Genomic DNA, 22,491 nt, shown 5'->3' with positions numbered 1-22,491 from the left:
AATAAGATTGGGACAAAAGTCCTAGCCTCTCAATTATTTTTGGATTGTCGAGCAAGACGCAGTGGTTGAGTGGGCTCTACTACGCTGATTTCATCAGCTTTTACAGCCCTACTCAACTGTGCGGAGGTGGGACGACGAAATCGAATTCTAACGAATTACCGATTTCTGTCCCACTCTCATTTCTTCCATTCAAAGACAGATGCTGTTAAATTCTCTACATAGAATGGACGTTTGTTTCGGCTATTTCCAACAAGGAGCTCAAGATGATTTGCGTTCTGGAGATAGAATGGTAGTCCACTGGTGTTAAAGATAACATAATAGTGTTTATCCCAGGTCAATTCAAAGACCACAACACCACTACCCATATCGGCAGTATGGACAAAGACATGTTGATAAATCTCCTCATAAGATTCGAGGGACAAGGCAGGTAGGGTCTTCTTCAAATGAATGATTTGACGCACATATTCGATTGTATCCTTGTTGACAGATACTAAATCCCAATCGACTTGGTTGACGGCATCTGGCGCATTATAGGAATTCATAGCCCGTTCTCGATCTTCATGTGTCACTTCACCATCTTCGCCCGTTGCAACTAGTTTGGTTCGTAGAAACTCTTGTCCAACCTGCATAAAGGCCATCCCTTGGAAGAGGAGATTCATGGCTGTCGCCATTTCTACCTGCTTCTTAATTTTTTCCTGAGAATCATTTGGGTGGACATAAGAAAGTAAATCGTAGAGGTTGTAGTTGTCATGGGCTTCAACATAGTTGAGGACCTGACTTGGAGTTAGGAAGGATCCCAACTCTGCACTTCCCAGAACGGAACGCGCAATGATGTCTTCTGTAGACTTCCGACTAACATAGCCACGTTTGATGGATCCGAAGACTTCAGCTCCCTTAATGGCATCTCGAGAGGTATCATTAAAGAAACCGACTTGGGCCATTTGATAAGCATTGTCCTTTTTGGCCTTATCTTCTGGAGCCAATCCTGTCCCCATATCCCAACCTTCTCCATAAAGGAGAATCCGTGGATCAATTGCGTCCATGGCTTCACGGATTTCATTCATAGTATCCACATCGTGAATCCCCATTAAGTCAAAGCGGAAACCGTCAATCTTATATTCTGTTACCCAATGAGTCAAGGAATCAATCATGAATTTGCGGTACATCTCATGCTCACTGGCCGTCTCATTCCCAACTCCTGTACCATTTTGGAAGGATCCATTTGGATTCATCCGGTAGTAATAATCAGGAACGGTTGTTTGGAAGGCTCCATCTTCTGTCGAATAGATATGATTATAGACCACATCCATGACGACCGAAATACCCGCTTCATGATAGGCGTGTATCATTTCTTTTAACTCGCGCATGGTAGTCTTAGGATCGTGAGGTTTGGTCGAGTAACTAGTCTCTGGAGCAGAGTAATTCTGCACATCGTAGCCCCAATTGTAGAGGACATTCCCGTCTTCATCATAGGTCTTATAGCGGTCGGTCACTGGTTGCAGTTGAACCACATTGACCCCTAATTCCTTGATATAGTCAAAGGCTGTGACATCGCCTTGGGCGTTCTTCGTCCCAGTCTGGTGAGCTCCTCGGTAGGTTCCTCGATAGGCTTCATCCACACCAGAAGTCGGAGAGATGGTCAAATCCCGGACGTGCATTTCATAGACAACCGCCTGACAAGGATTATCCAGACGCCAGTCAGCCTTTTCATAAGCTTCTGACTGAAAGGCAGGGAAGATGCAATCCTGATGAGAAAGAATGGCAGATTTTTTACCATTTTCACTGGTAGCGATCGTATAAGGATCACGCGCAACCTCTGTATGGTAATCAAAATAAACCTTATACTGATAGGCTAGTCCACTGAGGTTTCCCATGACATCTGCATACCAGACACCACAGTTATTGCGAACATGGTCGCTAGATTCTCTCTGACCACGAACCATTGGGACAACCTTCCAGACCTTGCTGTCATTGGCGACAGAATCATAGATAAGAAGGTCTACTTTATTGGCAGTAGGTGCCCAAAGTTTAAAGCGGTAATCATCATCTTGCTGGCGATATCCCAACCAACCCTGATAGCCCCATTTGGCATCAAATTCCTGGTAATGAGTCGCCATATCAAAAGCGTGTGGCTTCCGACGGCTGTATTCATGACTGGTCATTGCAGCCTGTAAGGAATAATAAACGGTGTCATCTCCTTGAATCAACCAGACTTCCCGCACTTTCCCTTCTGGCAAAAGCTCAATATGGTATTCATCCGACTGACTAAGCCAGTTTCCTTCCTTGATGATGACATGGCCAATGTGTTGAGGTGTCTCACAGTTATAAACTAGGAGCCCCTCAACTCCAAAATAATCGAGCTTGGAGAAAGACACTTCCTCTCCCCATACTCCTTCATGCCACTTCCACATATCACGGGCGAAATAATCACCGACGGGATGATGGTAGTGGATTTTTACTTGATACTGATGCATCCTCTTGTATTTCCTATTTCCTAATTAACTAAGTAAGAAGAAACTGGCATTGCCCACTCTCAGCAATGTTTCTCCATTATTCTTCTAATTTATATTCTGAATGAACCAGAGCATCGTCATTAATTTCATCGATGTTGGCAAAAAATTCCAAGTGATTGTGGAAGACTTCCAGTTCTACTGGCGTATCGCCACCATATTCACCATCTAAATTGATTTTAAACTCTTCCTTGTTATCCAAAACTTCAATCTTCAATTTAGAAGTCTTGAGGTATTCAATATTTGAATCGTTGACGTGTTTTCCACCATTAACAGCTTGCATAATGAGGGACAACATATCAAATAATTTAGCGGTTTTCACTAAAATCAAGGTGAAATTCCCATCATCAAGTTTAGCATCTGGTGCCACACTTTCAAAGCCACCGATTGAATTGGTCAGAGCCACGAAGACAAGCGAAACTGGTCCAACATAGACCCCATTGTCGTGCTCAATCCGCACCTTGCGGGTTTTATTCTTAGGGAACTTCTTCACTGCCTCCGCTACATAAGCAAAGTAGCCATAGCGCGACTTCACCTCACTCGGCACACTAAAGGTCAATTCAGACAAGGTCCCTGCAGCAGCAATATTGATAAAATATTTACTTCCGTATGCCCGTCCAATGTCCATTTGGATGGTTTGGTTCTTTTCAATAATCCTTGCAGCAGCTACAGGATCTCCCATTGGAATCTTCAGAGCACGCGCGTAATCATTGGTTGTTCCCGTAGGGATAAAAGCCATTTTTGGACGGTGTTCGAGACTAGCAACCCCGTTAACTACCTCATTAATGGTTCCATCTCCCCCAGCGGCAATGATCAAATCAAATCCTGCTTTAGCAGCCCGTTCTGCTTCTAATTGGGCTGATAAGGGCTCTGGAGTGGTCTGATAGGCACTTGTTTCGTAGCCGACATCCTCTAAAACATCTAAGACTTCTGCGATGTTCTTTTTAATGATTTCCTGACCAGAGGTCGGATTATATATCACTCGTGCTTTTTTAATCTTATTTTCCATACATGCCTCTATAAACTCTCAAGCCAGGCTTCATCCTGTATTTCAATCGATAATTCCTGCGCTTTGCTTAATTTACTGCCCGCATCACTACCTGCAACCAACAGGTCAGTTTTCTTGGACACGGAGCCTGTGACTTTAGCCCCTAAGGCTTCTAATTTAGCCTTAGCTTCAGAACGAGTCAGACGTTCCAGTTTACCTGTTAAGACGACTGTTTTACCGGACAATGGTGCGTCTGCTGCAACCTTTTGTCCTAGGTACTCTAAGTTTACCCCAGCATCCTTAAGCTCTTCTAAAAGAAGCCGAGAGCCTTCCTGAGCAAAATAACGCTGGAGACTTTCTGCAACGACCATTCCTAAACTGTCTATCGCTGCAATCGTTTCAACCTCTGCTTCTGCTAAAGCTGGAATGGAATGAAACTCTTGGAGCAAGAGCTGGCTGGCCTTACTTCCTACATGACGAATTCCCAGTCCAAACAATAGTTTTTCAGCAGAATTCCCCTTAGATGCTTGAATAGCATCTACTAACTTCTGGGCAGATTTTTCTTTAAAACCTTCTAATTGCAAAAGATCCTCAACTGTCAGCCGGTAGATACCTGCCACATCCTGTACCAGTTTTTTGGCAAACAGTTTTTCCACCACAGCTGGCCCCAACCCTGTTATATTCATGGCATCCCGGCTGGCAAAGTGAGCGAGCCCTTCCTTTATTTGAGCAGGACAACGGGGGTTGATACAACGCAAGGCCACTTCATCCTCAAAATGAAGGAGCTCACTCTGACAACTTGGACAGTGACTAGGAATCTCTAATTTTTCTTCTGATACGCGCTTATCCATAACAACCCGTAGAACAGCTGGAATAATATCCCCTGCTTTATAGACAATGACGGTATCGTCTTTGCGAATATCTTTCTCAGCAATGTAATCTACATTATGGAGAGTAGCCCGACTGACAGTCGTCCCTGCTAGTTGAACGGGAGTCAAATTAGCAGTTGGTGTCACAACTCCTGTCCGACCAACAGTCCAATCAACTGACAAGAGTTTTGCTTCCTTCTCCTCAGCTGGGAACTTGTAAGCCACTGCCCATTTGGGAGCTTTGACAGTAAAGCCAAGTTCTTCTTGGACAGCCAGGTCATTCACTTTTATCACGACCCCATCGATATCATAAGGAAGCTGGTCACGCATGGTTGCCACTTCTTGAATATAGTCCCAGACTTGCTCGATACTAGTCACTGTCTTGTGATGCGGATTGACGACAAAACCGAGTCGATCTAACTTGGCTAACACCTTCTCTTGACTCGTTTGGTCAGTTGGACTAGCTTCTTGATAGAGGAAGGTCGCGAGTTTTCGCTCCGCAACAATCTTTGTATCCAACTGTCTAAGAGTACCGGCTGCCGCATTTCGAGGATTCGCAAACTCTGCTTCCCCATTTTCTTGGCGAGACAAGTTGACAGCATCAAAAGATGCACGGGGCATATAACATTCTCCGCGAACTGTTAATGTAAGAGGTTCTGGCAAGACTAGAGGAATATCACGAACTCGCTTAAGGTTTTCTGTGATATTTTCTCCAATGCTCCCATCCCCACGTGTAGCACCCGTTTCAAGAACTCCATCAACATAAGAAAGTGAAATAGACAGGCCGTCAATTTTTAATTCACATACATAGGTGACAGCAGGGAATTCCTTGCGAACCCGTTGATCAAAGGCCACTAATTCATCATAAGAAAAGGCGTCCTGTAAGCTATAAAGCGGGTAGGTATGCTGGTATTTTTCAAACCCTTTAAGAATAGTTCCTCCGACCCGATGGGTTGGGCTATTGGGCTGGACCAACTCCGGATGGGCTTCCTCTAAGGTGACTAATTCCCGATAAAGTTGATCGTACTCATAATCCGATACGGACGGAGCATCTTTTGTATAATAATCTTCTGCATAGTGATTCAGGAGTGTCACTAGCTCTTTTATTCTGGTTTCCATATCCCTATTTTACCATAAAAACGCTTTACTGGGGCCTTTCTGACTACTCCATTAGCGAAAAATATCTATTATTTGAATGAATCGGATTCGGCAATGGCAACAAAAAAAGATCTAGGACAAAAGTCCTAGCCTCTCAATTATCTTTGGATTATCGAGCAAGACGAAGTGGTTGAGTGGGCTCTACTACGCCGATTTCATCAGCTTTTACAGCCCTACTCAACTGTGCGGAGGTGGGACGACGAAATCGAATTCTAACGAATTACCGATTTCTGTTCCACTCTCTAGTAGACTATTGAGTCAAATCAATACGTTGGGCAATCTTTTTAATCAAAATAGCTCCGACAATCAGGGAAGCAAATTCACCCAAACCAGTTGTCAACCAATTCAAGAAGAATGGTGTTTTGTTCAAGATATGCAATTCTAAGGCAATCGTAAACATAGAGAGGGCAAAGAAAATTGAGAATAAGAAATGATCCTTGCGAATCCATCCATTAAAGAGATCTGTCTTTTCGTAACGTTTAAAGAGATATACTCCAAGTGTGACGAAGACCAAAGTAGATCCGCCACCAACGACCACGTCGACAATCCCATAACTCAGGAAGTTAGAAATCATACAGCCAATTGTCACCGACCAAATGTATTTCCGATTGTAGAAAGCCATGAAATTGAGCATTTCAGAAACACGGAATTGGATCTCATTGCTTCCGATGGCATTCAATGGGGGAGTAATGGTCAAGGCCACATAGAGAGCTGCAACTAGAGCAATCTGTGCCAAGTCACGAACAGTATAGTTTTTCATCGTTTTCTCCTTTAGCGGTTTTTCCGCGTCTAATATGCTTGGTGAAAGAAGCTAAGCACCAAGGGTTGATCTTTGCCAATGAACCCCTCTTGATAGAGTTGCATTCCACAAACCAACTTTATAAGTATAGCACAAATAAGGGAATTATGATAGACTAATTGTATGAAAAAACTAGTCCATCGCATCTTTAATAATGAAATTTTAGCCTACCTGATTTTTGGTGTTGCTACTACTATTGTCTCTGTTGCTACCCGGCTGATTGTTTTCCAACTGACGGACCAGGAACAACTAGCTACCTTGATTGGAAATATTGCAGGGATTCTCTTTGCCTTTGCTACCAACGATACTATTGTCTTTAAACAAGAAAGAAAAGGCTGGTTCAAACGCTTAATTGTCTTCTCTTTCGCTCGAATGGGCACTCTCGTTCTGGATCTCCTGATGACTACCATCTTTGTGACCCAGTATCCGCAAATCATTGGTCAGTTTGTCAATATGAATCGTACGGCTATCAATACCATCGAAACGTTTGCTGCCCAAGTTATGATTGTCATTTTGAACTATGTCTTCAGCAAACTTTTTGTCTTCCGAAATAAAAAGTAACTTCCGTGGAAAACCAAAATGAGGCTGGGACAAAAGTCCTGGCCTCTCAATTGTCTTTGGATTGTCGAGCAAGACGCAGTGATTGAGTGGGCTCTACTACGCTGATTTCATCAGTTTTTATAGCTCTACTCAACTGTGCGGAGGTCGGACGACAAAATCGAATTCTAACGAATGACCGATTTCTGTCCCACTCTCATTTTTTTAAACTTCTAAACTAGATGTTTGGGCGCTTAAATAAGAAATCTTTCCTTCTACACCAAAATAGTCCTTGACTAAGCCTTTTAATTCGTCCATTGCTTCTTTAGCACGTTCTCCTTGCTCTTCAGTCACTGCTTCCATAACAAGAATAGCTTGACGAGTTTCTTCTGTCAACATCGTCCTTTTAGCTTCCCGCCAATTTAAACAACGGCAAACAGCCCCTTCTTGGTCATAATAGATGATCTCTTCCGGCAAAGCTGGAGCATCTTCCTCAGCTCCTAATGGGAAGAATGGCTCTCCCTCCTTTGCTTTTCCTAAAGATAAGCCTCCAGCTAACTTTTCCATGTCCTCACCACCACATGGGATAGCATAGGCAAGAGAGACACTATTATACAAATCAACTAAAGGATTAATGGGATAAAACTCCCGTCCTTGCGAAACACGTTTCAATAAGGCTTCAATGGAAGAGCGGGCTCCTTTTTTGGTCTTGAATTTGCTAAAAGCCTGACGCCATTCCTGAACAACCGGGCTGGCAGTGAATTGTTCATCATCGATGAAGGCTTTTGATCGTGCGACTCCCTTGTCGAGTAAATCCTTAAAATAGGAATCCTTGCTCTCGTCGACATGATTGTCGATTCCTTCTACAGTCATCACCACTACTTGTGCTTGGGGAAACAAATCCCAAAACTCTTGATCTATTGTAACTTTCATTTCTTTTCCTCACTATAATTTCTTTTTTGGCCTTTTTTCACTAGCTCCCAATCCGCTGCGACGTTTTCACTCATTTTTGCCAGCCATTTTTCTAATTGAAGAATTTCTGTCTGTGAAAAACCTTTTAAGGCAGCCTTCTCAGAATAAGTATGCTCAGCAAGTATGAAAGGATAAAGCGCTTGTCCCTTTTCCGTTAGGACCCATTTTTTTATCTTTTGATTTGAATGATCGTTTAATTCTCGGATAAATCCTTTATCCGCTAATTTTTTGACAGAGCGAGCTACTGTTGAACGGTCCACTTTTAATAAATCGGATAACTCCTCTTGAATAATCCCTGGGTGCTCTCCAATCCGCACCAAATACAGGTATTGGCCTCTTGCTAGCTCCAAATCTCGGAACTCAATATTAGCAATCGAATCTAAGGCTCGGGCTATGATGCCAATCTCTCTTAAAACCTTCATTTGCTCCTCCTTTCCTTTAAATGGAGTTTATCACATTTTTGTTGCATTTGCAACAAACTATTCAGAAATAACAAAAAAGCCGGATGAAAACCGGCTTTTTCCTATTTTATTTCTTTAAGATTATTCTTGATTTTTTCTCAAATTTTTAAGATGAAAACGACGCTTGAGTGAAGCTTCCTTTTGGTGAAAAGCTACTTGACCTATCTTATACTTGGCTACCACATCCCCGTCTTTTGTCTCGAATCGTGCTTCAATCGCATACTGAATACTAGCATTTAAGATACAACCAATAATCAACACCTTGGCTACCAAGATAAACCAGAACATAATGACTGCTAAAAGGACAGATCCGAAGAAACGAGCATCTAAGAAACTCGTGATATAGTGATCGACATATTTCCAGAAGATATTCAAGGTCAAATAAAGGACTGCTGTCACAAAGATGGCTCCTGGAAAGACATAGCGAAACTTAGGAATTTTGATATTGGGCAGGGTGTAATAGAGCAAGAGCAAGGTCAAAAAGAGAAGGAAGTAAACCGAAGGGCCGGAAATATTTAGAAGGCGAAGGTAGATACTTTCATCAAACTTGAAAATCTGGTAGACGGTACGAATAATCATACGGCCAAACATAGTCAAAACGAGAGATAGACCAAACAGACCTTGTAGAGCAAAACTAATCAAGATACTGAAAATTCTCGCCCAGATAATCCCCCTCTCCTTCTCCACTCCATAACTTTTATTGAAGGCCCTTTGCAGGTAAGCGATACACTGTGAAGAGACCCATAAAGCAGAAATGATGGAGAAACTCAGCAAACCAGTAGACGGCTTGGTAAGCACCGATGAAATAACTTGCAAAACAATGCGGTACATGGAAGCAGGTAAGACTTCACGCAAGGTCAGCAAAATCTGAGTCGGACGAATATGAAAGTAAGGGAGGATATTGGTTGCAATCAACAATAAAGGGAGAATCGAAATCAATAAATAATAGGCTACTGCTATACTAGTGATATCCGATTCAGAGGCCATATAAAAGCGCAGAAATCCCTTAATAAACGGTCGTTGGCCTAGCCATTTTAGAAACTTTTTCATATCTTCCCCTCCCTAAAAAAATCATAAAAAGAGAAAAGAGCGAAACCGTTTTATCTATTCAGCTCCATTCTTTCCTCTCTACTTTTTTAATAGGTTCCTTCTTCACCTTGACTGGTTAAAATAACCGGACCATCTTTCGTAATCACAAACTGATGTTCGTACTGACAAGAAAGACCACCATCAAGGGTTTTATGGGCCCAACCTGTCTTCATATCTGTATCGATTTCCCAAGTTCCGGTATTAATCATTGGTTCAATGGTCAAGACCATACCTTCACGTAAGCGCAACCCACGTCCTGCACGTCCGTAGTGGGGAACCATAGGTTCTTCATGCATAGTTGGACCGACTCCATGACCGACCAAGTCACGGACCACTCCATATCCTTTGCTTTCAGCATATTCCTGAATAGCTGCACCAATGTCTCCTAGGCGATTTCCGACAACTGCTTGCTCAATCCCCTTGTAGAGACACTCCTTGGTGACATCCATGAGATCCTTTACTTCTTGGGATACATTCCCGACTGCATAAGCCCAACAAGAATCTGCCAAACCACCAGAGTAGTTTTCTGTATATTTTTTCACCTGAGCTACATTATCAAAGTCTAGTTTTGAAACATCAACAACAGACTTATCTAATGGCTCTGACAAGACCATATCCACCTTTAAGAGGTCACCGTCTTTTAACAGATAGTGGCGAGGAAAGGCATGAGCCACTTCATCATTGATCCCACAACAAGTTGCATAGGGATAGTCCATCAGACTTCCTTCCACACCGATCTGTAGGGGCAAGACATTGGCTTCTTTACAGCGACGTCGAACATACTCTTCTACTTCCCAAAGATCAAGACCCGGTTTGATCAAATCCCGAAGGCCAATATGGATACTGGCAAGAAAATCTCCTGCACGGTCCATGGCTTCGATCTCACGCTGTGATTTCAATGTAATCATCTATTCCTACTTCCATTCTAATTAATTTTCAAAGTAACGGTGGCTTTCGTGACCAGCTGCAGATTCAAATACAAATCAAAATCTATAATAGCCGATCGTCTTGTTTGGCGAACAATACGCGTTTCAATCCGCAAGGTATCGTCCACTTGAACAGCTTGAAGATAATAGACCAACAGCTGTTCGATAATTAAATTTTTTCCAGAATTCATCATGAGCTGGCGAGTGACCGTTGTTAAAACTTCAGTGAGAACGCCATTCGAGAGAACGCCACTTTTTTCTAACATGCTTGGTTCAACCGTCAGTTCAAAATGATTGGCTTGCAGAACCACTTTTTGACTGATTTGTTCACTAAAGGTTGGTAATCCAGACAATTGTTCCTTACTCATCCGGTCCATGACTGCACGACGGGTAATGACACCTAACAAGGTCTGATTGCTCCGAATAACAGGGATCATCTCAAAGTCTTCTGCAATCATGCGTTGACTGACATTGGCGATACTAGAAGAAAGGTTTGTCGTAAAGACGGTACGTGACATGACCTTGTCCAGAGTTGTCTGGGGTGCCTTATCGCCGGCATCCCGCATAGTCACCACTCCAACAACCATTTGGTGTTGATTAACGACAGGAAAGCGACTAAAACGGCTCTTTCTTACCAAATCTAGATAGTCACGTACGGTATCTGTTTCCCGTAAAAAACCATATTCATGCATAGGTGAATAGACTTGTTCAACCGTTAAAATGTCTGTTTTGATTTGCATGTTGGCGAGAGCGCGATTGATCATGGTCGCCACAGTATAAGTATCATGCTTGGTACGTAAGATAGGAGTTTGACCACTGTTACCTAGTTCCAAAATAGAAGGATCGACATCGAAACCACCAGTTACAAGAACAGCATTGTCGTGTTTGAGGGCCAGACGTTGGATATTGGTCCGGTCTCCAACAATGAGGAGCCCACCTTCAGATACATAATCTAAAATATGCTCTTCTGTCATGGCACCGATATAAAACTTATTGAACTCTCGTTCCAGTCCTTCTTTACCTGCCAAGACTTCCGAACCGGTTATTTCTACAATCTCTCGAAAAGTCAGATGTTCCAGGACAGCCTTTTTGGACTTAACACGAACAGTCCCACTACGAGGTCTCGTTTCAACAATTCCACGATTTTCGGCTTCTTTAATGGCCCGATAGGCGGTCCCATCACTTACCTGTAAATAGTTCGAGATACTTCTCACACTGACACGCTTGCCAATTGGTAGTTTCTCCAAATAATCTAAGATCGCTTGGTGTTTACTCATTGAGATCTCCTCTATCTATGCAGAACTCGTAATAATCCCGCATCTTTCGCGTATAGCGGTCGCTTCCCTTGAATTGTCGTTTTAACGTATAACCGGCATGTAAAGCAACCTGTTGGCTGGCTAAATTTTCAACATGGGTAATAATTCGGACTTGTTTGAGATGAAATTCCTGGAAGGACAAGAAGGTAATTTCTTTTACAACCTCTGTCATGAGGCCTTTGCCCCAATAATCCTTGTGTAAGAAATAACCAAGTTCTGCTTCTTTCTTAATTTCATCCAATTTTTCAAATTTAATCGATCCAATCACATGACCGGTTTCCTTATCACAAATCGCCCATATTCCCAGAGGATTCTTTAAAAAATAATTAGCCAAGACATACTGGCATTCCTCTAGGGAAGTTTGTGCCGGGAAAATAAAAGGCAAATTTTCTGGATTGGAGGATATCTTGTAAAAGTCAGCTGCATCACTATATAGAAAGGGCCTCAAGAAGAGGCGCTCTGTTTCGAAACATGAATATGCTGCTAGTTGCGTCCAAATGTTCATAAAAATCGTTCGTTATGCTTCATCAATTAACTTGATGTCAGCGCCCAATTGTTGCAATTTTTCAATGATGTGCGAATAGCCACGAAGGATAAACTCAATATTGGTAATCTCTGTTCTCCCCTGTGCCATCAAGCCTGCAATCACCAAGGCAGCTCCTGCACGAAGGTCTGTCGCTTTAACTGGAGCACCCGTTAATTGATTTGGTCCTTGGTAGACAATGCGATCACCAACTGTTTCAATCCTAGCCCCCATCCGCATCAGTTCAGCCACATGGTTGACCCGCTTTTGATAAATAGTATCTACAATGCTTCCCTTTCCATTAGCTGTCAAGAGCAAGGGGGTCAAGGGTTGCTGCAAATCAGTTGCAAATCCAGGGTAAGGAGAGGTTTTAATGTGAACAGCTTTTAGATTCTCTTGCTTTTCAACAAAAACACTATCCTCAGAAATGGTCATGCGAACTCCCATTTCTTCTAGCTTAGCAATAAAGCTTTCCAGGTGTTCATAGAGAACATTCGTAATTTGAATTCCTTCTCCCACAGCTGCAGCAAGAGCGATATAAGTCCCTGCTTCGATGCGATCTGGGATCACTTGGTGACGCGTTCCGTGAAGATAGTCTACTCCTTCAATCGTAATGATATCTGTACCAGCTCCCCTGATGTGAGCCCCCATATTATTGAGAAGGGTCACGACATCAATGATCTCAGGTTCGCGAGCGGCATTCTCAATAACGGTACGACCTTCCGCTTTGACAGCAGCTAGGATAGTATTAATCGTTGCCCCAACACTTACCGTATCCATATAGATGACTGCTCCACGAAGAAGCTTCCCATTAGTGGAAAGGTTCATACTAGAACCATCCATGGTCATTTTAGCCCCCATCGCTTCAAAGGCTTTCAAATGTAGATCAATTGGACGCGGACCTAAGTCACATCCCCCTGGTAGACCTACCGTTGCTTGGCCATAACGTCCCAAAAGACTTCCATAGAAATAGTAAGAAGCACGAAGACTATTGATCTTTCCAAATGGCATTGGCATATCTTTGACACCACGTGGATCGATGACAAGAGTCTCCCCATCTCGCTCCACTTTTGCTCCCATCAGAGTCATAATGTCAATCAAGCTAGCAACATCTGAAATATCTGGAACACCATCAAGTGTCACAATTTCGTCTGCTAAAATAGTAGCTGGAATAAGGGCCACTACGCTATTTTTTGCACCACTAATGGTCACCTCTCCTTTTAAAGGGCGACCACCATTAATTATAATTTTTTTCATGTTAATTTGTATAAGCTCTTTCAATCATTCAGTAAAAAATTACCGCATCTATTATATCATAAAAACGCTTCATTTTCCACTCATTCTTATCTTTTGATCGGTCCATCCAATTCCTAGAAAACTTCAACTATATGTTTTACTATTTTTTTATATTTTCAGTTCCTTACCTAGTTTATCTATGCTATATACTCATTCGCTGTATGTGTATTTTATCAAAAAAGGCAGTTCTTTTCAGACCACCTTTTTTGAGCTTATTTTACTTCATTTCCTAGTTCATATTTACTGTCTTTTAGAGCTCGGATCAAGGACCATTTCCAAGGTTTCCCTTCAATGGTTACTTGATTCTTCTCTAAATCAACTCTTACTTCTTCTACACCTTTTACTGCGGATAATTTTTCAGTGACAGCATTGGCACAACCTTGGCATTTCATTCCAGTAATTTCATATGTTTTTGACATATTTTTGTCCTTTCTTTCGCATAAGGAGAGCATTTTTTCTCCTAGATTTTATAATTTTTTTCGCTTTAATCTTAGAGCATTGACGACGACGGATACTGAGCTAAAACTCATGGCTAGACCCGCTAGCATAGGATTTAAGAGGGGACCACCAAATAGATAGAGAAGGCCCATCGCCACCGGAATAGCTAAAACATTGTAGATAAAGGCCCAGAACAAGTTTTCCTTAATCGTTTGAATCGTGTAGCGACTAATTTCCAAGGCCCGGACTACATCCATCAATTGGGGTTTCATAACTACGATATCTGCACTTTCCATGGCAATATCAGTTCCAGACCCCATGGCAATCCCGATATCTGCAGTTGCAAGGGCTGGTGCATCGTTGATCCCATCCCCCACCATGATCACAGACTTGCCTTCTGCTTGCAATTCTTGGATCACTCGTGATTTTTCTTGAGGAAGGACTTGACTGATGACCTGCCGGATTCCAGCCTTCTTAGCAATCGCTTGAGCAGTTCGTTCATTATCCCCAGTTAGCATGATCACCTTCTTGCCCATTTTTTCAAGACTAGCAACCATTTCTAGACTATCTTCCTTGATGCGGTCTGCTACCCCAAATAGAGCCATTAATTGCCCATCTTCAGCTAAGAAAATCGGGGTTTGTCCATCCTGGGTCAAGACTTCCAAGTCAGCCTTGGCAAGACGAACATCGATTCCTTCCTCTTCCATTAGAGTTTGATTCCCAGCTAGATAAACCTTCCCTGCATATCTAGCAGTGAGGCCCCTTCCTGTTAGACTGGAGAAGTTCTCCATCTCTAATAAGTCTACAGGTACTTCTTTTGCAGCATCCAGAATAGCCTGTCCCAGCGGGTGCTCGGATTTGGCTTCCAGAGATGCCAGGATTTGTAAGGCATCCTTCGTTTGACTATAGAGATAGGATGAGGACAATTGAGGTTTTCCTTGAGTGATGGTCCCTGTTTTATCGAAGACCACTACTTGCGCTTGATGAGCTAACTCAAGGACGTCCCCTCTCTTGTAGAGGATCCCATGCTCTGCTCCTAATCCAGTTCCCACCATGATAGCGGTTGGAGTCGCCAAGCCTAGAGCACATGGACAGGCAATCACCAAGACACTAATCGTTACCGTCATAGCAAAGGTAAAGGTTTCGCCCATGATGAAATACCAAAACAGTCCAGATAAGAGGGCAATCACCATGACTACAGGAACAAAGACTCCGGCCACTCGATCGGCAATCTTGGCAATCGGTGCTTTGGTTTGTTGGGCATCTTCCACCAGCTGAATGATCTGTGCTAGTAAGGTATCCCGACCAACTTTCTCAGCCTCATAGACCAAGCTTCCTTGACCATTGATGGAGCCAGCATAAACTGGACTTCCTTCAGTTTTTTGGATTGGGATCGATTCACCCGTTAGCATGCTTTCATCAATAGCTGATTGTCCGGAAACCACTTGACCATCAACGGCTATTTTTTCACCTGGTTTGACCAGAATGTGATCTCCAATGACCAAGTCTTCTACAGGCAATTTCACTTCTTTTCCATCCCGTAAGACCGTCGCCTCCTTGGCAGCCAGATGCATGAGTTTTTTAATGGCTTGAGAAGTACGTCCTTTTGACAGAGTTTCAAAATATTTACCTAGCGTAATTAGGGTCAAAATCACGGCTACAGACTCATAGTAAAGCTGGTGAACATGATGATGGTGACCAAGCAAGATATGATAAGTTCCATAGAGACTATAAAGAAAAGCTGCACTGGTAGCCAAAGCTACTAAGGCATCCATATTTGGATGACCTTTTAGAAGAGTTCGGAAACCATTTCGATAAAAAGCTCGTCCGAAGACTATCACGGGGATAGTCAAGGCCAAAAGAACAAGGGTGTAAGCTACGGGTGCTCGATCAGGTGAGACAAAAGCAGGTACAGGCAGGCCAATCATGGGACCCATTGCTAGATAAAAGAGTGGCAGGGTGAAGATGGAAGACCAAAGGAGCCGGTTTCGGATTAATTGTAGCTTGTCTCCTTCCCGTTCCTCTTGACTCTTAGCTGTATCTGGATTGTAAAGTACTGCCTCATAGCCAGCATCCGCTACCGCCTTTGAAATAGCCTCTGGACTCAAGGGCTCCCCTTGATATTCCACTGTCATTTTTTCAGTGGTCAAATTTACCGTCGCTTTTTCAACACCGTCCAGATGATTGACAGCTTTCTCCACATTGATCACACAGGATGCACAAGTCATCCCATTGACGACAAAGGTTTCTTCTTTCATTGATCTTCCTCCACATGACTGACACAGTGACATTGCCCAGGTTGGCAATCACATTGAACCCGCTCCACGCTCTCTTTGGATGCGAGAATCTCTTGCAAGTCTTTGATCTGTTCTTTCATCATTGGTGTTTGCTGGATCAGTTGCTCCAATATGTGACTATGCTTGGTCAAGCAGATCTTGCTTAAAACTTCATAGACAGCTCTTAAATTTGCCTCTTCTTCATTGAGGACAGCCTGATACAGATAGGTTCGACCTTCTCTTCGACTCGTCAAATAGCCCTTATCAGCCAATCGTCCTAAAAGAGTTTTTACCGTTGAAGCTGACCAGTCTTGCTTGGTGGAAAGAATCTTAGTTATTTCTGTAGAAGTCGTTTCTCCCTTGGTCCAAAGGACTCTCATGACTTCCCATTCAGCACTTGAAATCTTAGCCATTCATTTTCCTTTCTATCTCCTATCATGGATAATTGGTTTACGTTTGTAGTTTTATTATACACTTCCTATTTTTCTTGTCAATACTTTTGTTTACATTTGTAGATTTATTTTACAAAAAAGAGGCTGGGACAAAAGTCCTAGCCTCTCAATTGTCTTTGAATTGTCGAGCAAGACGCAGTGGTTGAGTGGGCTCTACTACGCTGATTTCATCAGCTTTTAAAGCCCTACTCAACTACGCGGAGGTGGGACGACGAAATCGAATTCTAACAAATGACCGATTTCTGTCCCACTCTCTCTTTCTATCTACTTACTTAACTGCTTCTTTCAAGGCTTCTACCTTATCCAAGCGTTCCCATGGAAGATCAATATCCGTCCGTCCCATATGGCCATATGCTGCTGTTTGACGGTAAATCGGACGTTTGAGGTCCAGCATTTGGATAATTCCTGCAGGACGTAGGTCAAAGATTTGACGCGCTGCTTGTTCAAGCTTGCTTTCAGCTACCGTACCAGTACCAAAGGTATCGATACGCACAGATACAGGATGAGCCACCCCAATCGCATAAGCCAATTGCACTTCTGCTTTCTTAGCAAGACCTGCAGCTACAATGTTCTTGGCAATGTAGCGAGCTGCATAAGAAGCAGAGCGGTCTACCTTAGTCGCATCCTTACCAGAGAAAGCACCACCACCGTGACGTGAATAACCACCATAGGTATCCACGATGATCTTACGCCCCGTCAAACCTGAGTCTCCTTGAGGCCCCCCGATAACGAAACGACCTGTTGGATTGATAAAGAACTTCGTTTCATCATCCAGATAAGAAGCAGGAATCACTTCCTTGATCACCTTGTAAATCACATCTTCATGGATTTGTTCATTGCTGACTTCTGGATCGTGTTGGGTTGAAATAACGACTGTATCCACGCGCACTGGCTGGTCATTTTCATCATACTCAACCGTAACTTGAGATTTAGCATCTGGACGAAGATAGCTAATCTCACCAGACTTACGAAGTTCAGCCAAACGACGGACCAACTTATGGCTTAAGGAAATTGGCAACGGCATGAGTTCTTCAGTTTCATCCACCGCAAAACCAAACATGAGACCTTGGTCTCCAGCTCCGATCAAGTCAAGTGGATCTTGATCGGCATTTCCACGAACTTCCAAGGCTTCATTAACCCCTTGGGCGATATCAGGAGATTGTTCTACCAATGATGGGTGTACTCCTACAGTTTCCGCTGAGAATCCATATTCTGTATTGGTATAGCCAATTTCTGCGATTGTATCACGTACCACACGGTTAATGTCTACATAAGCAGTTGTCGAAATTTCACCGAAAACATGTACTGAACCAGTATAAACAGCTGTTTCAGCAGCAACGTGGGCTTCTGGATCTTGCTCTAAAATAGCATCCAAGATAGCATCTGAAATTTGGTCTGCAATCTTATCTGGATGCCCCTCAGATACAGATTCAGACGTGAATAATTTACGTTCTGACATAAAAATGTCCCCCCTTAAAAAATATTCGTTATAGAGTTACAAAGAACTGGTAGATGCATTCTACCACCTTATCGGGACCATATAACTTAACTATTATAACACGATTTTGCACCAGTATCCTTTTTTTATCAAAAGAAAAAGATATAGTTTGAAACTATATCTTTTTTAGTGTAACAATAATTTAGCTCTAATCCTTACAGTAGCAAGGTCCCTATTAATACTAGGACAGTTGAAATCATAGATGGAATTTGAATAGCTAACCAAGCTGGATCACCAGCAAAAAGTATGGAGGCAAAATAGAGAGCTACTGAAACAAATAGCATCGTCTTATTAGCCGTTTTTGTTCCAATACCAAGTAAGACTGTCGCAGCAATATAACAAGTAAGGTAATAGCCCAAAAAGAACAAAAAGACAATCGCCCATCCTCCTGCTATCAAAGCACTACCTATAAAAAGCATCAGTAAGCCCATGTTTACGAAAAATACAAGAGTTAGAAGGCCCCTATTAGGAACAGAATTTTCTGGGGCTTGATCCGCCATTGGTGGCTGAACAGGATTTTCTGGGGCTTGATCTCCCATTTGTGGCTGAGCAGGATTTTCTAGGCCTTGATCCTCCATTGGTGGCTGAACAGAATTTTCTAAACCTTGTTCCGTCATTGGTGGCTGAACAGGATTTTCTAGGCTTTGTTCCGTCATTGGTGGCTGAACAGTACCTTCAGTCACATTATTATGCTCTTGGTTTGATTGATATTGTGAATCTTGATCTGTCATAATTTTCTCCTAACATTTTTCTATAATATTTTACTTTTTTTTAAAAAAACTGGAATAAACGATTTTCTAAATGATATTCACTGAATTCTTCCATGCATCTATTGATACTTCAAAAATATACAACTTGGCAGAAATTCTTAACTCGATAAGATCATTGAGCAAGCAATACTTATTTAAAAGAGTTCCCCCTTCTTAATATCTCAATACTTCTTTATCTTCTTTCGCTAGGAGTGTTCCTATTAAAACAAGAATACCTAAAACTATCGGTGCAATTCGGTAAACTCCCCAGTCTGGATCATATGCCAAAATAATCGAGAGCATATAAAGTAGGAAACTCGTATAGAGTAGCGCCTTATTTCCTTTCTCCATCCCTATTCTAAGAAAGATGGCCCCAATAGCGATACTTAATAAGTTTGGTCCTAGAAAAATCAAAATGAAAAGTCCCCAAGCATTACCCGAAAGTGCAAAGTAAGAGATAAACAATACAAGATAGATAATGGATAAGTAAAAGGCGACTGAAAGAAGAATGGAAGTAAATTTGATTTTTGTTGGATAATTCTGGATAGGTGCCGAATAAAAACCATCTCCACTTATCCTAATCGTATCTTTCGTTTCTTCAAAATTATTCTGCTGATTTTCCATAGCATTCTCCTACCTTTTCTTATTACTTTATTTATGTTTTCTCTTAAATCAATTATACACAATTCCATCTTTTTTTCATTAACCGTAAGACAAGAGGAATCCGATCTAGCATATGCAGGATAGTGACGCTCAAAGAAGCCAACGGAACGATTGGATACCAGGTGTTTTCTTTAATAATTGAAGAACATAATCGTACACGATCCCTTTTCCCTACCTGCTATCCAAACAGTCGAAATATAAAGAAAGGTTATAAAATAAATGAGCCCTGATACCATTTATTTCACTCCACTTTCAAAGTAAAGTATAAATTGATTTATTACCTCTCATTATACCACAATTTGTAATCGCTTTCTCTATGTTTTCTCGCTATATAAAAAAGATAGGATTTTTCGCCCTATCTTCTATAATTACTCTCCATTTTCAAACATTACAGTTCCGAAAAAAACCACTACAGCTATTATAAGAGGCATAAGGAAAAATAATCCCCCAGCTGGGTCATACGTTGGAATCATCGAAACAAAATAAAAAACTGCGGATGTATAGAGAGTTGTTCTATTCCCCATCGTTTTTCCGATCCAAAGCAGGAGGGTCGCAATGATAATACAGAGAAAATGGAGCTGTTGCATAATTGTCCATTCTATAAGTACGATTGCGCCGAGTAGAGACCATCCTAGGTATATAGTTGCCAAAACAAGTGCAATAGATAGTACTAGAGTACTTCCGACTCTTTTTTCTGGCTTCATCTCATTGTTAGTAAGGAGACTATCTCCTAAAACAGATGCCTCTTTATCTTTATTATTTTGGGGATTCTGCTCTTCCCCCACCATGGGGGGCAGAACAGCCCCCTCAGGCACACTTTGGTGCTCTTGGTTTGATTCAGAATTTTGTTGATCTGTCATAACTTTCTCCTAAAGTACTTCCTTATTCTTTCAAAGAATAGCACTCAAAAATCGACAGGAAGAATTGATTTAATTATAGCTTGGATCGGCCCGAATACTTTTTATTGAGTAGAGTTGTCCATCCCTATCTTTTCATTAATAGCTATTTTCGTCTTCAACTAAGAGGTTTCCAATTAAAACCAGAATAACTAGCAGTAACTGTGCAATTCGAAAAAATTCCAAGTCTAGATCAATACCCAAGATGATAGACAGCAGATAAAGTACGAAACTTGTATAGAGCAAGTTTTTGTTTCTTCTCTTCATCCCTAGTCGAAGTAAAATGGCACCAATAGCAACACCTAAGAAGTTTGGTGATAGAAAAATCAACATGAAAAGTACCGCGATATTAAAGTAATAGATAAACAATACAAGATAGATAATGGATAAGTAAAAGGCCGCTGAAAGAAGAATGGATGTAAATCCGATTTTTGTTGGATGATTCTGAATAGATGCAGAAGTAAAACCATCTTCACTTATACTGCTATGTTCTTTATTTTCTTCAAAATGTTTCTCTTGGTCTGTCATAGCTTTCCCTACCCTTCTTTTTTATATTTTCTTTTAACACCATTATACATGATTTCATCATTCTTTTCATGATACTTACTGTTAAGATGACTTGAAATGTCAGCCATAAAAGAAGCAAAAGCAATGACAGCACGATGACAGGGAGATTCTCTCCATTTTCAGGCTGTCCGGATAAGAGTATGACTACTTGATAAAGAGCACCAAAACCCTAAACAAGCAAGATAATTTGGTAGCAAATTTGACATGTCATCACAATCTCTTTTCTCTAGACGAATCAGTGAAGCGTGATCTCAAAAACAAAGTTTCTTTTTTAAATAAAATCTGCCTCTGCAATGGCTTCTTTCACAACGTCCAATGGGAGGTGGACTAGTTCTACTTCTTTTTCACGGTAGAGGTACTCAGCATACTCATCAATACGGTATTGATGGATATAAACCACCCGCTTGCAGCCAACTTGAAGCAGCTGCTTGGTACAATTGAGGCAGGGGAAATGGGTTACATAGGCTGTGAAACCTTTGGGAATCCCCCGTTCCGCTCCCTGTAAAATGGCATTGACCTCTGCATGGAGGGTCCGAACACAGTGTCCCTCCACCATGAGGCAGTCATGATCCAAGCAATGCTCCGTACCAGAGACAGAGCCATTGTAACCCGTCGCAACCACCTTATGATCCTTGACCAATACAGCACCCACCTTGGCCCGCTTACAAGTTGCTCGATTTGATATTAACAAAGCCTGTGCTGCAAAATACTCATCCCAAGCTAATCGTTTATGTCCCACAGTCTTGTCCTCCTTCATGAACATTCTAAATTTTTTTCATTATAGCACGAAATCAGCAAGAAAAAAAGATGACACTGTCACAGCCGATTCCTTCACTCAAAGAAAAAGAGATCCATGCGGATCTCTTTATTAATTATTTACCAAGTTTTGCTTTAGCTGCATCTGCAAGAGCTGTGAAAGCTGCTGCATCGTTAACAGCCAAGTCAGCAAGCATTTTACGGTTAACTTCGATCTCAGCCAATTTCAAACCATGCATCAATTGTGAGTATGAAAGTCCGTTCATACGAGCTGCCGCATTGATACGCGTGATCCACAATTTGCGGAAGTCACGTTTCTTTTGACGACGGTCACGGTATGCATAGTAGTAAGAGTTCATTACTTGTTCTTTTGCAGTACGGAACAAGATGTGTTTAGCTCCATAGTAACCTTTAGCTAATTTAAGAATACGTTTACGACGTTTGCGTGATACAACGCCACCTTTAACACGTGCCATTTATATTTCCTCCAATATTTCCTAGAATTCTTTACTTACAAATACGCGATTATTTCAAGCGAGTAAGCATTGCTTTGATACGTTTGAAATCTCCTGCATGCACCATAGATGCTTTACGAAGATGACGACGTTGTTTCTTAGTTTTTCCGTGGAAACGGTGAGAAGTGTAAGCACGGAAACGTTTAAGTCCACCAGAACCTGTACGTTTGAAACGTTTAGCTGATGCGCGGTGTGTTTTTTGTTTTGGCATGATATTTTCTCCTTTTTTTAACTTTC

At 41.9% G+C, this 22,491-nt stretch carries 23 protein-coding genes and 1 riboswitch; of the genes, 1 reads left to right on the top strand and 22 read right to left on the bottom strand.

Annotated elements, in window-relative coordinates:
* Positions 1-176 precede the first annotated feature (176 nt).
* The 4 genes from pulA to EAI95_RS01375 form a co-directional block, all read right to left on the bottom strand.
* Complete coding sequence (pulA, locus tag EAI95_RS01395; protein WP_129821982.1) at positions 177-2,474, bottom strand: type I pullulanase; 2,298 nt, start codon at positions 2,472-2,474, stop codon at positions 177-179.
* Between the two features lie 76 nt (positions 2,475-2,550).
* A complete protein-coding gene (locus tag EAI95_RS01390; protein ID WP_129821981.1) occupies positions 2,551-3,519 on the bottom strand; it encodes a diacylglycerol kinase family lipid kinase in 969 nt (322 codons plus the stop codon).
* A gap of 8 nt (positions 3,520-3,527) precedes the next feature.
* Positions 3,528-5,486, bottom strand: a complete 1,959-nt coding sequence (gene ligA, locus EAI95_RS01385; RefSeq protein ID WP_129821980.1) for an NAD-dependent DNA ligase LigA — start codon at positions 5,484-5,486, stop codon at positions 3,528-3,530.
* A 289-nt stretch (positions 5,487-5,775) separates the two neighbouring features.
* Positions 5,776-6,285, bottom strand: coding sequence for a QueT transporter family protein (locus tag EAI95_RS01375; RefSeq protein WP_006596069.1), 510 nt, complete (start codon positions 6,283-6,285; stop codon positions 5,776-5,778).
* A riboswitch (PreQ1 riboswitch) is annotated at positions 6,283-6,419 on the bottom strand. (Overlaps the previous gene by 3 nt.)
* Before the next feature lie 28 nt (positions 6,420-6,447).
* On the opposite strand from EAI95_RS01375, the gene EAI95_RS01370 reads away from it, so the two are divergent.
* A complete protein-coding gene (locus EAI95_RS01370) occupies positions 6,448-6,885 on the top strand; it encodes a GtrA family protein (protein ID WP_023023611.1) in 438 nt (145 codons plus the stop codon).
* Positions 6,886-7,086: 201 nt separating this feature from the next.
* Here EAI95_RS01370 and EAI95_RS01360 read toward each other — a convergent pair whose 3' ends face one another.
* The 18 genes from EAI95_RS01360 to rpmI form a co-directional block, all read right to left on the bottom strand.
* Complete coding sequence (locus tag EAI95_RS01360) at positions 7,087-7,794, bottom strand: phenylalanine--tRNA ligase beta subunit-related protein (protein WP_129821979.1); 708 nt, start codon at positions 7,792-7,794, stop codon at positions 7,087-7,089.
* Positions 7,791-8,255: a MarR family transcriptional regulator gene (locus tag EAI95_RS01355; RefSeq protein ID WP_023026968.1), complete on the bottom strand. Its 465-nt coding sequence runs from the start codon at positions 8,253-8,255 to the stop codon at positions 7,791-7,793. Before EAI95_RS01355 ends, EAI95_RS01360 begins: the two co-directional genes overlap by 4 nt.
* Before the next feature lie 120 nt (positions 8,256-8,375).
* Positions 8,376-9,344, bottom strand: coding sequence for a YihY/virulence factor BrkB family protein (locus tag EAI95_RS01350; RefSeq protein WP_129821978.1), 969 nt, complete (start codon positions 9,342-9,344; stop codon positions 8,376-8,378).
* Between the two features lie 86 nt (positions 9,345-9,430).
* Complete coding sequence (locus EAI95_RS01345; protein WP_129821977.1) at positions 9,431-10,291, bottom strand: methionyl aminopeptidase; 861 nt, start codon at positions 10,289-10,291, stop codon at positions 9,431-9,433.
* Between the two features lie 17 nt (positions 10,292-10,308).
* Entirely contained in the window at positions 10,309-11,586 is a 1,278-nt protein-coding gene (spxR, locus tag EAI95_RS01340) for a CBS-HotDog domain-containing transcription factor SpxR (RefSeq protein ID WP_123160387.1), read from the bottom strand.
* Entirely contained in the window at positions 11,579-12,130 is a 552-nt protein-coding gene (locus EAI95_RS01335) for a GNAT family N-acetyltransferase (RefSeq protein ID WP_117744379.1), read from the bottom strand. The genes spxR and EAI95_RS01335 overlap by 8 nt, the downstream gene beginning before the upstream one ends.
* A 12-nt stretch (positions 12,131-12,142) precedes the next feature.
* On the bottom strand, positions 12,143-13,405 hold the full coding sequence (locus EAI95_RS01330; protein WP_129821976.1) for a UDP-N-acetylglucosamine 1-carboxyvinyltransferase: 1,263 nt from the start codon (positions 13,403-13,405) through the stop codon (positions 12,143-12,145).
* Between the two features lie 251 nt (positions 13,406-13,656).
* On the bottom strand, positions 13,657-13,863 hold the full coding sequence (copZ, locus tag EAI95_RS01325; RefSeq protein ID WP_042361420.1) for a copper chaperone CopZ: 207 nt from the start codon (positions 13,861-13,863) through the stop codon (positions 13,657-13,659).
* Between the two features lie 48 nt (positions 13,864-13,911).
* Positions 13,912-16,140 (bottom strand): heavy metal translocating P-type ATPase, encoded by a 2,229-nt coding sequence (locus EAI95_RS01320; RefSeq protein ID WP_129821975.1) that lies wholly within the window; start codon positions 16,138-16,140, stop codon positions 13,912-13,914.
* A complete protein-coding gene (locus EAI95_RS01315; protein WP_117744382.1) occupies positions 16,137-16,571 on the bottom strand; it encodes a CopY/TcrY family copper transport repressor in 435 nt (144 codons plus the stop codon). The genes EAI95_RS01320 and EAI95_RS01315 overlap by 4 nt, the downstream gene beginning before the upstream one ends.
* A gap of 307 nt (positions 16,572-16,878) precedes the next feature.
* Complete coding sequence (gene metK / locus EAI95_RS01310) at positions 16,879-18,069, bottom strand: methionine adenosyltransferase (protein WP_129821974.1); 1,191 nt, start codon at positions 18,067-18,069, stop codon at positions 16,879-16,881.
* 194 nt (positions 18,070-18,263) lie between these two features.
* Positions 18,264-18,839: a hypothetical protein gene (locus EAI95_RS01305; RefSeq protein WP_123160390.1), complete on the bottom strand. Its 576-nt coding sequence runs from the start codon at positions 18,837-18,839 to the stop codon at positions 18,264-18,266.
* Between the two features lie 192 nt (positions 18,840-19,031).
* Entirely contained in the window at positions 19,032-19,481 is a 450-nt protein-coding gene (locus EAI95_RS01300) for a hypothetical protein (RefSeq protein WP_123160391.1), read from the bottom strand.
* Positions 19,482-19,888: 407 nt separating this feature from the next.
* Positions 19,889-20,380 (bottom strand): hypothetical protein, encoded by a 492-nt coding sequence (locus tag EAI95_RS01295; RefSeq protein ID WP_023026978.1) that lies wholly within the window; start codon positions 20,378-20,380, stop codon positions 19,889-19,891.
* 135 nt (positions 20,381-20,515) lie between these two features.
* Positions 20,516-20,944, bottom strand: coding sequence for a hypothetical protein (locus tag EAI95_RS01290; protein WP_023026979.1), 429 nt, complete (start codon positions 20,942-20,944; stop codon positions 20,516-20,518).
* A gap of 310 nt (positions 20,945-21,254) precedes the next feature.
* Positions 21,255-21,722 (bottom strand): cytidine/deoxycytidylate deaminase family protein, encoded by a 468-nt coding sequence (locus EAI95_RS01285; protein ID WP_129821973.1) that lies wholly within the window; start codon positions 21,720-21,722, stop codon positions 21,255-21,257.
* Positions 21,723-21,855: 133 nt separating this feature from the next.
* Positions 21,856-22,215 (bottom strand): 50S ribosomal protein L20, encoded by a 360-nt coding sequence (rplT, locus tag EAI95_RS01280; protein ID WP_000124834.1) that lies wholly within the window; start codon positions 22,213-22,215, stop codon positions 21,856-21,858.
* A gap of 49 nt (positions 22,216-22,264) precedes the next feature.
* The gene (gene rpmI / locus EAI95_RS01275) at positions 22,265-22,465 is read right to left on the bottom strand and encodes a 50S ribosomal protein L35 (RefSeq protein ID WP_003003453.1); all 201 of its coding nucleotides are present in this window, start codon (positions 22,463-22,465) and stop codon (positions 22,265-22,267) included.
* Between the last annotated feature and the right edge of the window lie 26 nt (positions 22,466-22,491).

The sequence above is a fragment of the Streptococcus sp. bf_0095 genome (genome assembly GCF_004166885.1).
Classification (GTDB): Bacteria; Bacillota; Bacilli; order Lactobacillales; family Streptococcaceae; genus Streptococcus.
Note: the sequence above shows the minus strand (reverse complement) of the source record. Positions and strands in the feature narration are given on the sequence as shown.

Excerpts from the sequence above, each read along its gene's own strand:
- pulA (WP_129821982.1), bottom strand. The coding sequence starts at position 2,474 with ATGCATCAGTATCAAGTAAAAATCCACTACCATCATCCCGTCGGTGAT.
- EAI95_RS01390 (WP_129821981.1), bottom strand. The coding sequence starts at position 3,519 with ATGGAAAATAAGATTAAAAAAGCACGAGTGATATATAATCCGACCTCT.
- ligA (WP_129821980.1), bottom strand. The coding sequence starts at position 5,486 with ATGGAAACCAGAATAAAAGAGCTAGTGACACTCCTGAATCACTATGCA.
- EAI95_RS01375 (WP_006596069.1), bottom strand. The coding sequence starts at position 6,285 with ATGAAAAACTATACTGTTCGTGACTTGGCACAGATTGCTCTAGTTGCA.
- EAI95_RS01370 (WP_023023611.1), top strand. The coding sequence starts at position 6,448 with ATGAAAAAACTAGTCCATCGCATCTTTAATAATGAAATTTTAGCCTAC.
- EAI95_RS01360 (WP_129821979.1), bottom strand. The coding sequence starts at position 7,794 with ATGAAAGTTACAATAGATCAAGAGTTTTGGGATTTGTTTCCCCAAGCA.
- EAI95_RS01355 (WP_023026968.1), bottom strand. The coding sequence starts at position 8,255 with ATGAAGGTTTTAAGAGAGATTGGCATCATAGCCCGAGCCTTAGATTCG.
- EAI95_RS01350 (WP_129821978.1), bottom strand. The coding sequence starts at position 9,344 with ATGAAAAAGTTTCTAAAATGGCTAGGCCAACGACCGTTTATTAAGGGA.
- EAI95_RS01345 (WP_129821977.1), bottom strand. The coding sequence starts at position 10,291 with ATGATTACATTGAAATCACAGCGTGAGATCGAAGCCATGGACCGTGCA.
- spxR (WP_123160387.1), bottom strand. The coding sequence starts at position 11,586 with ATGAGTAAACACCAAGCGATCTTAGATTATTTGGAGAAACTACCAATT.
- EAI95_RS01335 (WP_117744379.1), bottom strand. The coding sequence starts at position 12,130 with ATGAACATTTGGACGCAACTAGCAGCATATTCATGTTTCGAAACAGAG.
- EAI95_RS01330 (WP_129821976.1), bottom strand. The coding sequence starts at position 13,405 with ATGAAAAAAATTATAATTAATGGTGGTCGCCCTTTAAAAGGAGAGGTG.
- copZ (WP_042361420.1), bottom strand. The coding sequence starts at position 13,863 with ATGTCAAAAACATATGAAATTACTGGAATGAAATGCCAAGGTTGTGCC.
- EAI95_RS01320 (WP_129821975.1), bottom strand. The coding sequence starts at position 16,140 with ATGAAAGAAGAAACCTTTGTCGTCAATGGGATGACTTGTGCATCCTGT.
- EAI95_RS01315 (WP_117744382.1), bottom strand. The coding sequence starts at position 16,571 with ATGGCTAAGATTTCAAGTGCTGAATGGGAAGTCATGAGAGTCCTTTGG.
- metK (WP_129821974.1), bottom strand. The coding sequence starts at position 18,069 with ATGTCAGAACGTAAATTATTCACGTCTGAATCTGTATCTGAGGGGCAT.
- EAI95_RS01305 (WP_123160390.1), bottom strand. The coding sequence starts at position 18,839 with ATGACAGATCAAGATTCACAATATCAATCAAACCAAGAGCATAATAAT.
- EAI95_RS01300 (WP_123160391.1), bottom strand. The coding sequence starts at position 19,481 with ATGGAAAATCAGCAGAATAATTTTGAAGAAACGAAAGATACGATTAGG.
- EAI95_RS01295 (WP_023026978.1), bottom strand. The coding sequence starts at position 20,380 with ATGACAGATCAACAAAATTCTGAATCAAACCAAGAGCACCAAAGTGTG.
- EAI95_RS01290 (WP_023026979.1), bottom strand. The coding sequence starts at position 20,944 with ATGACAGACCAAGAGAAACATTTTGAAGAAAATAAAGAACATAGCAGT.
- rplT (WP_000124834.1), bottom strand. The coding sequence starts at position 22,215 with ATGGCACGTGTTAAAGGTGGCGTTGTATCACGCAAACGTCGTAAACGT.
- rpmI (WP_003003453.1), bottom strand. The coding sequence starts at position 22,465 with ATGCCAAAACAAAAAACACACCGCGCATCAGCTAAACGTTTCAAACGT.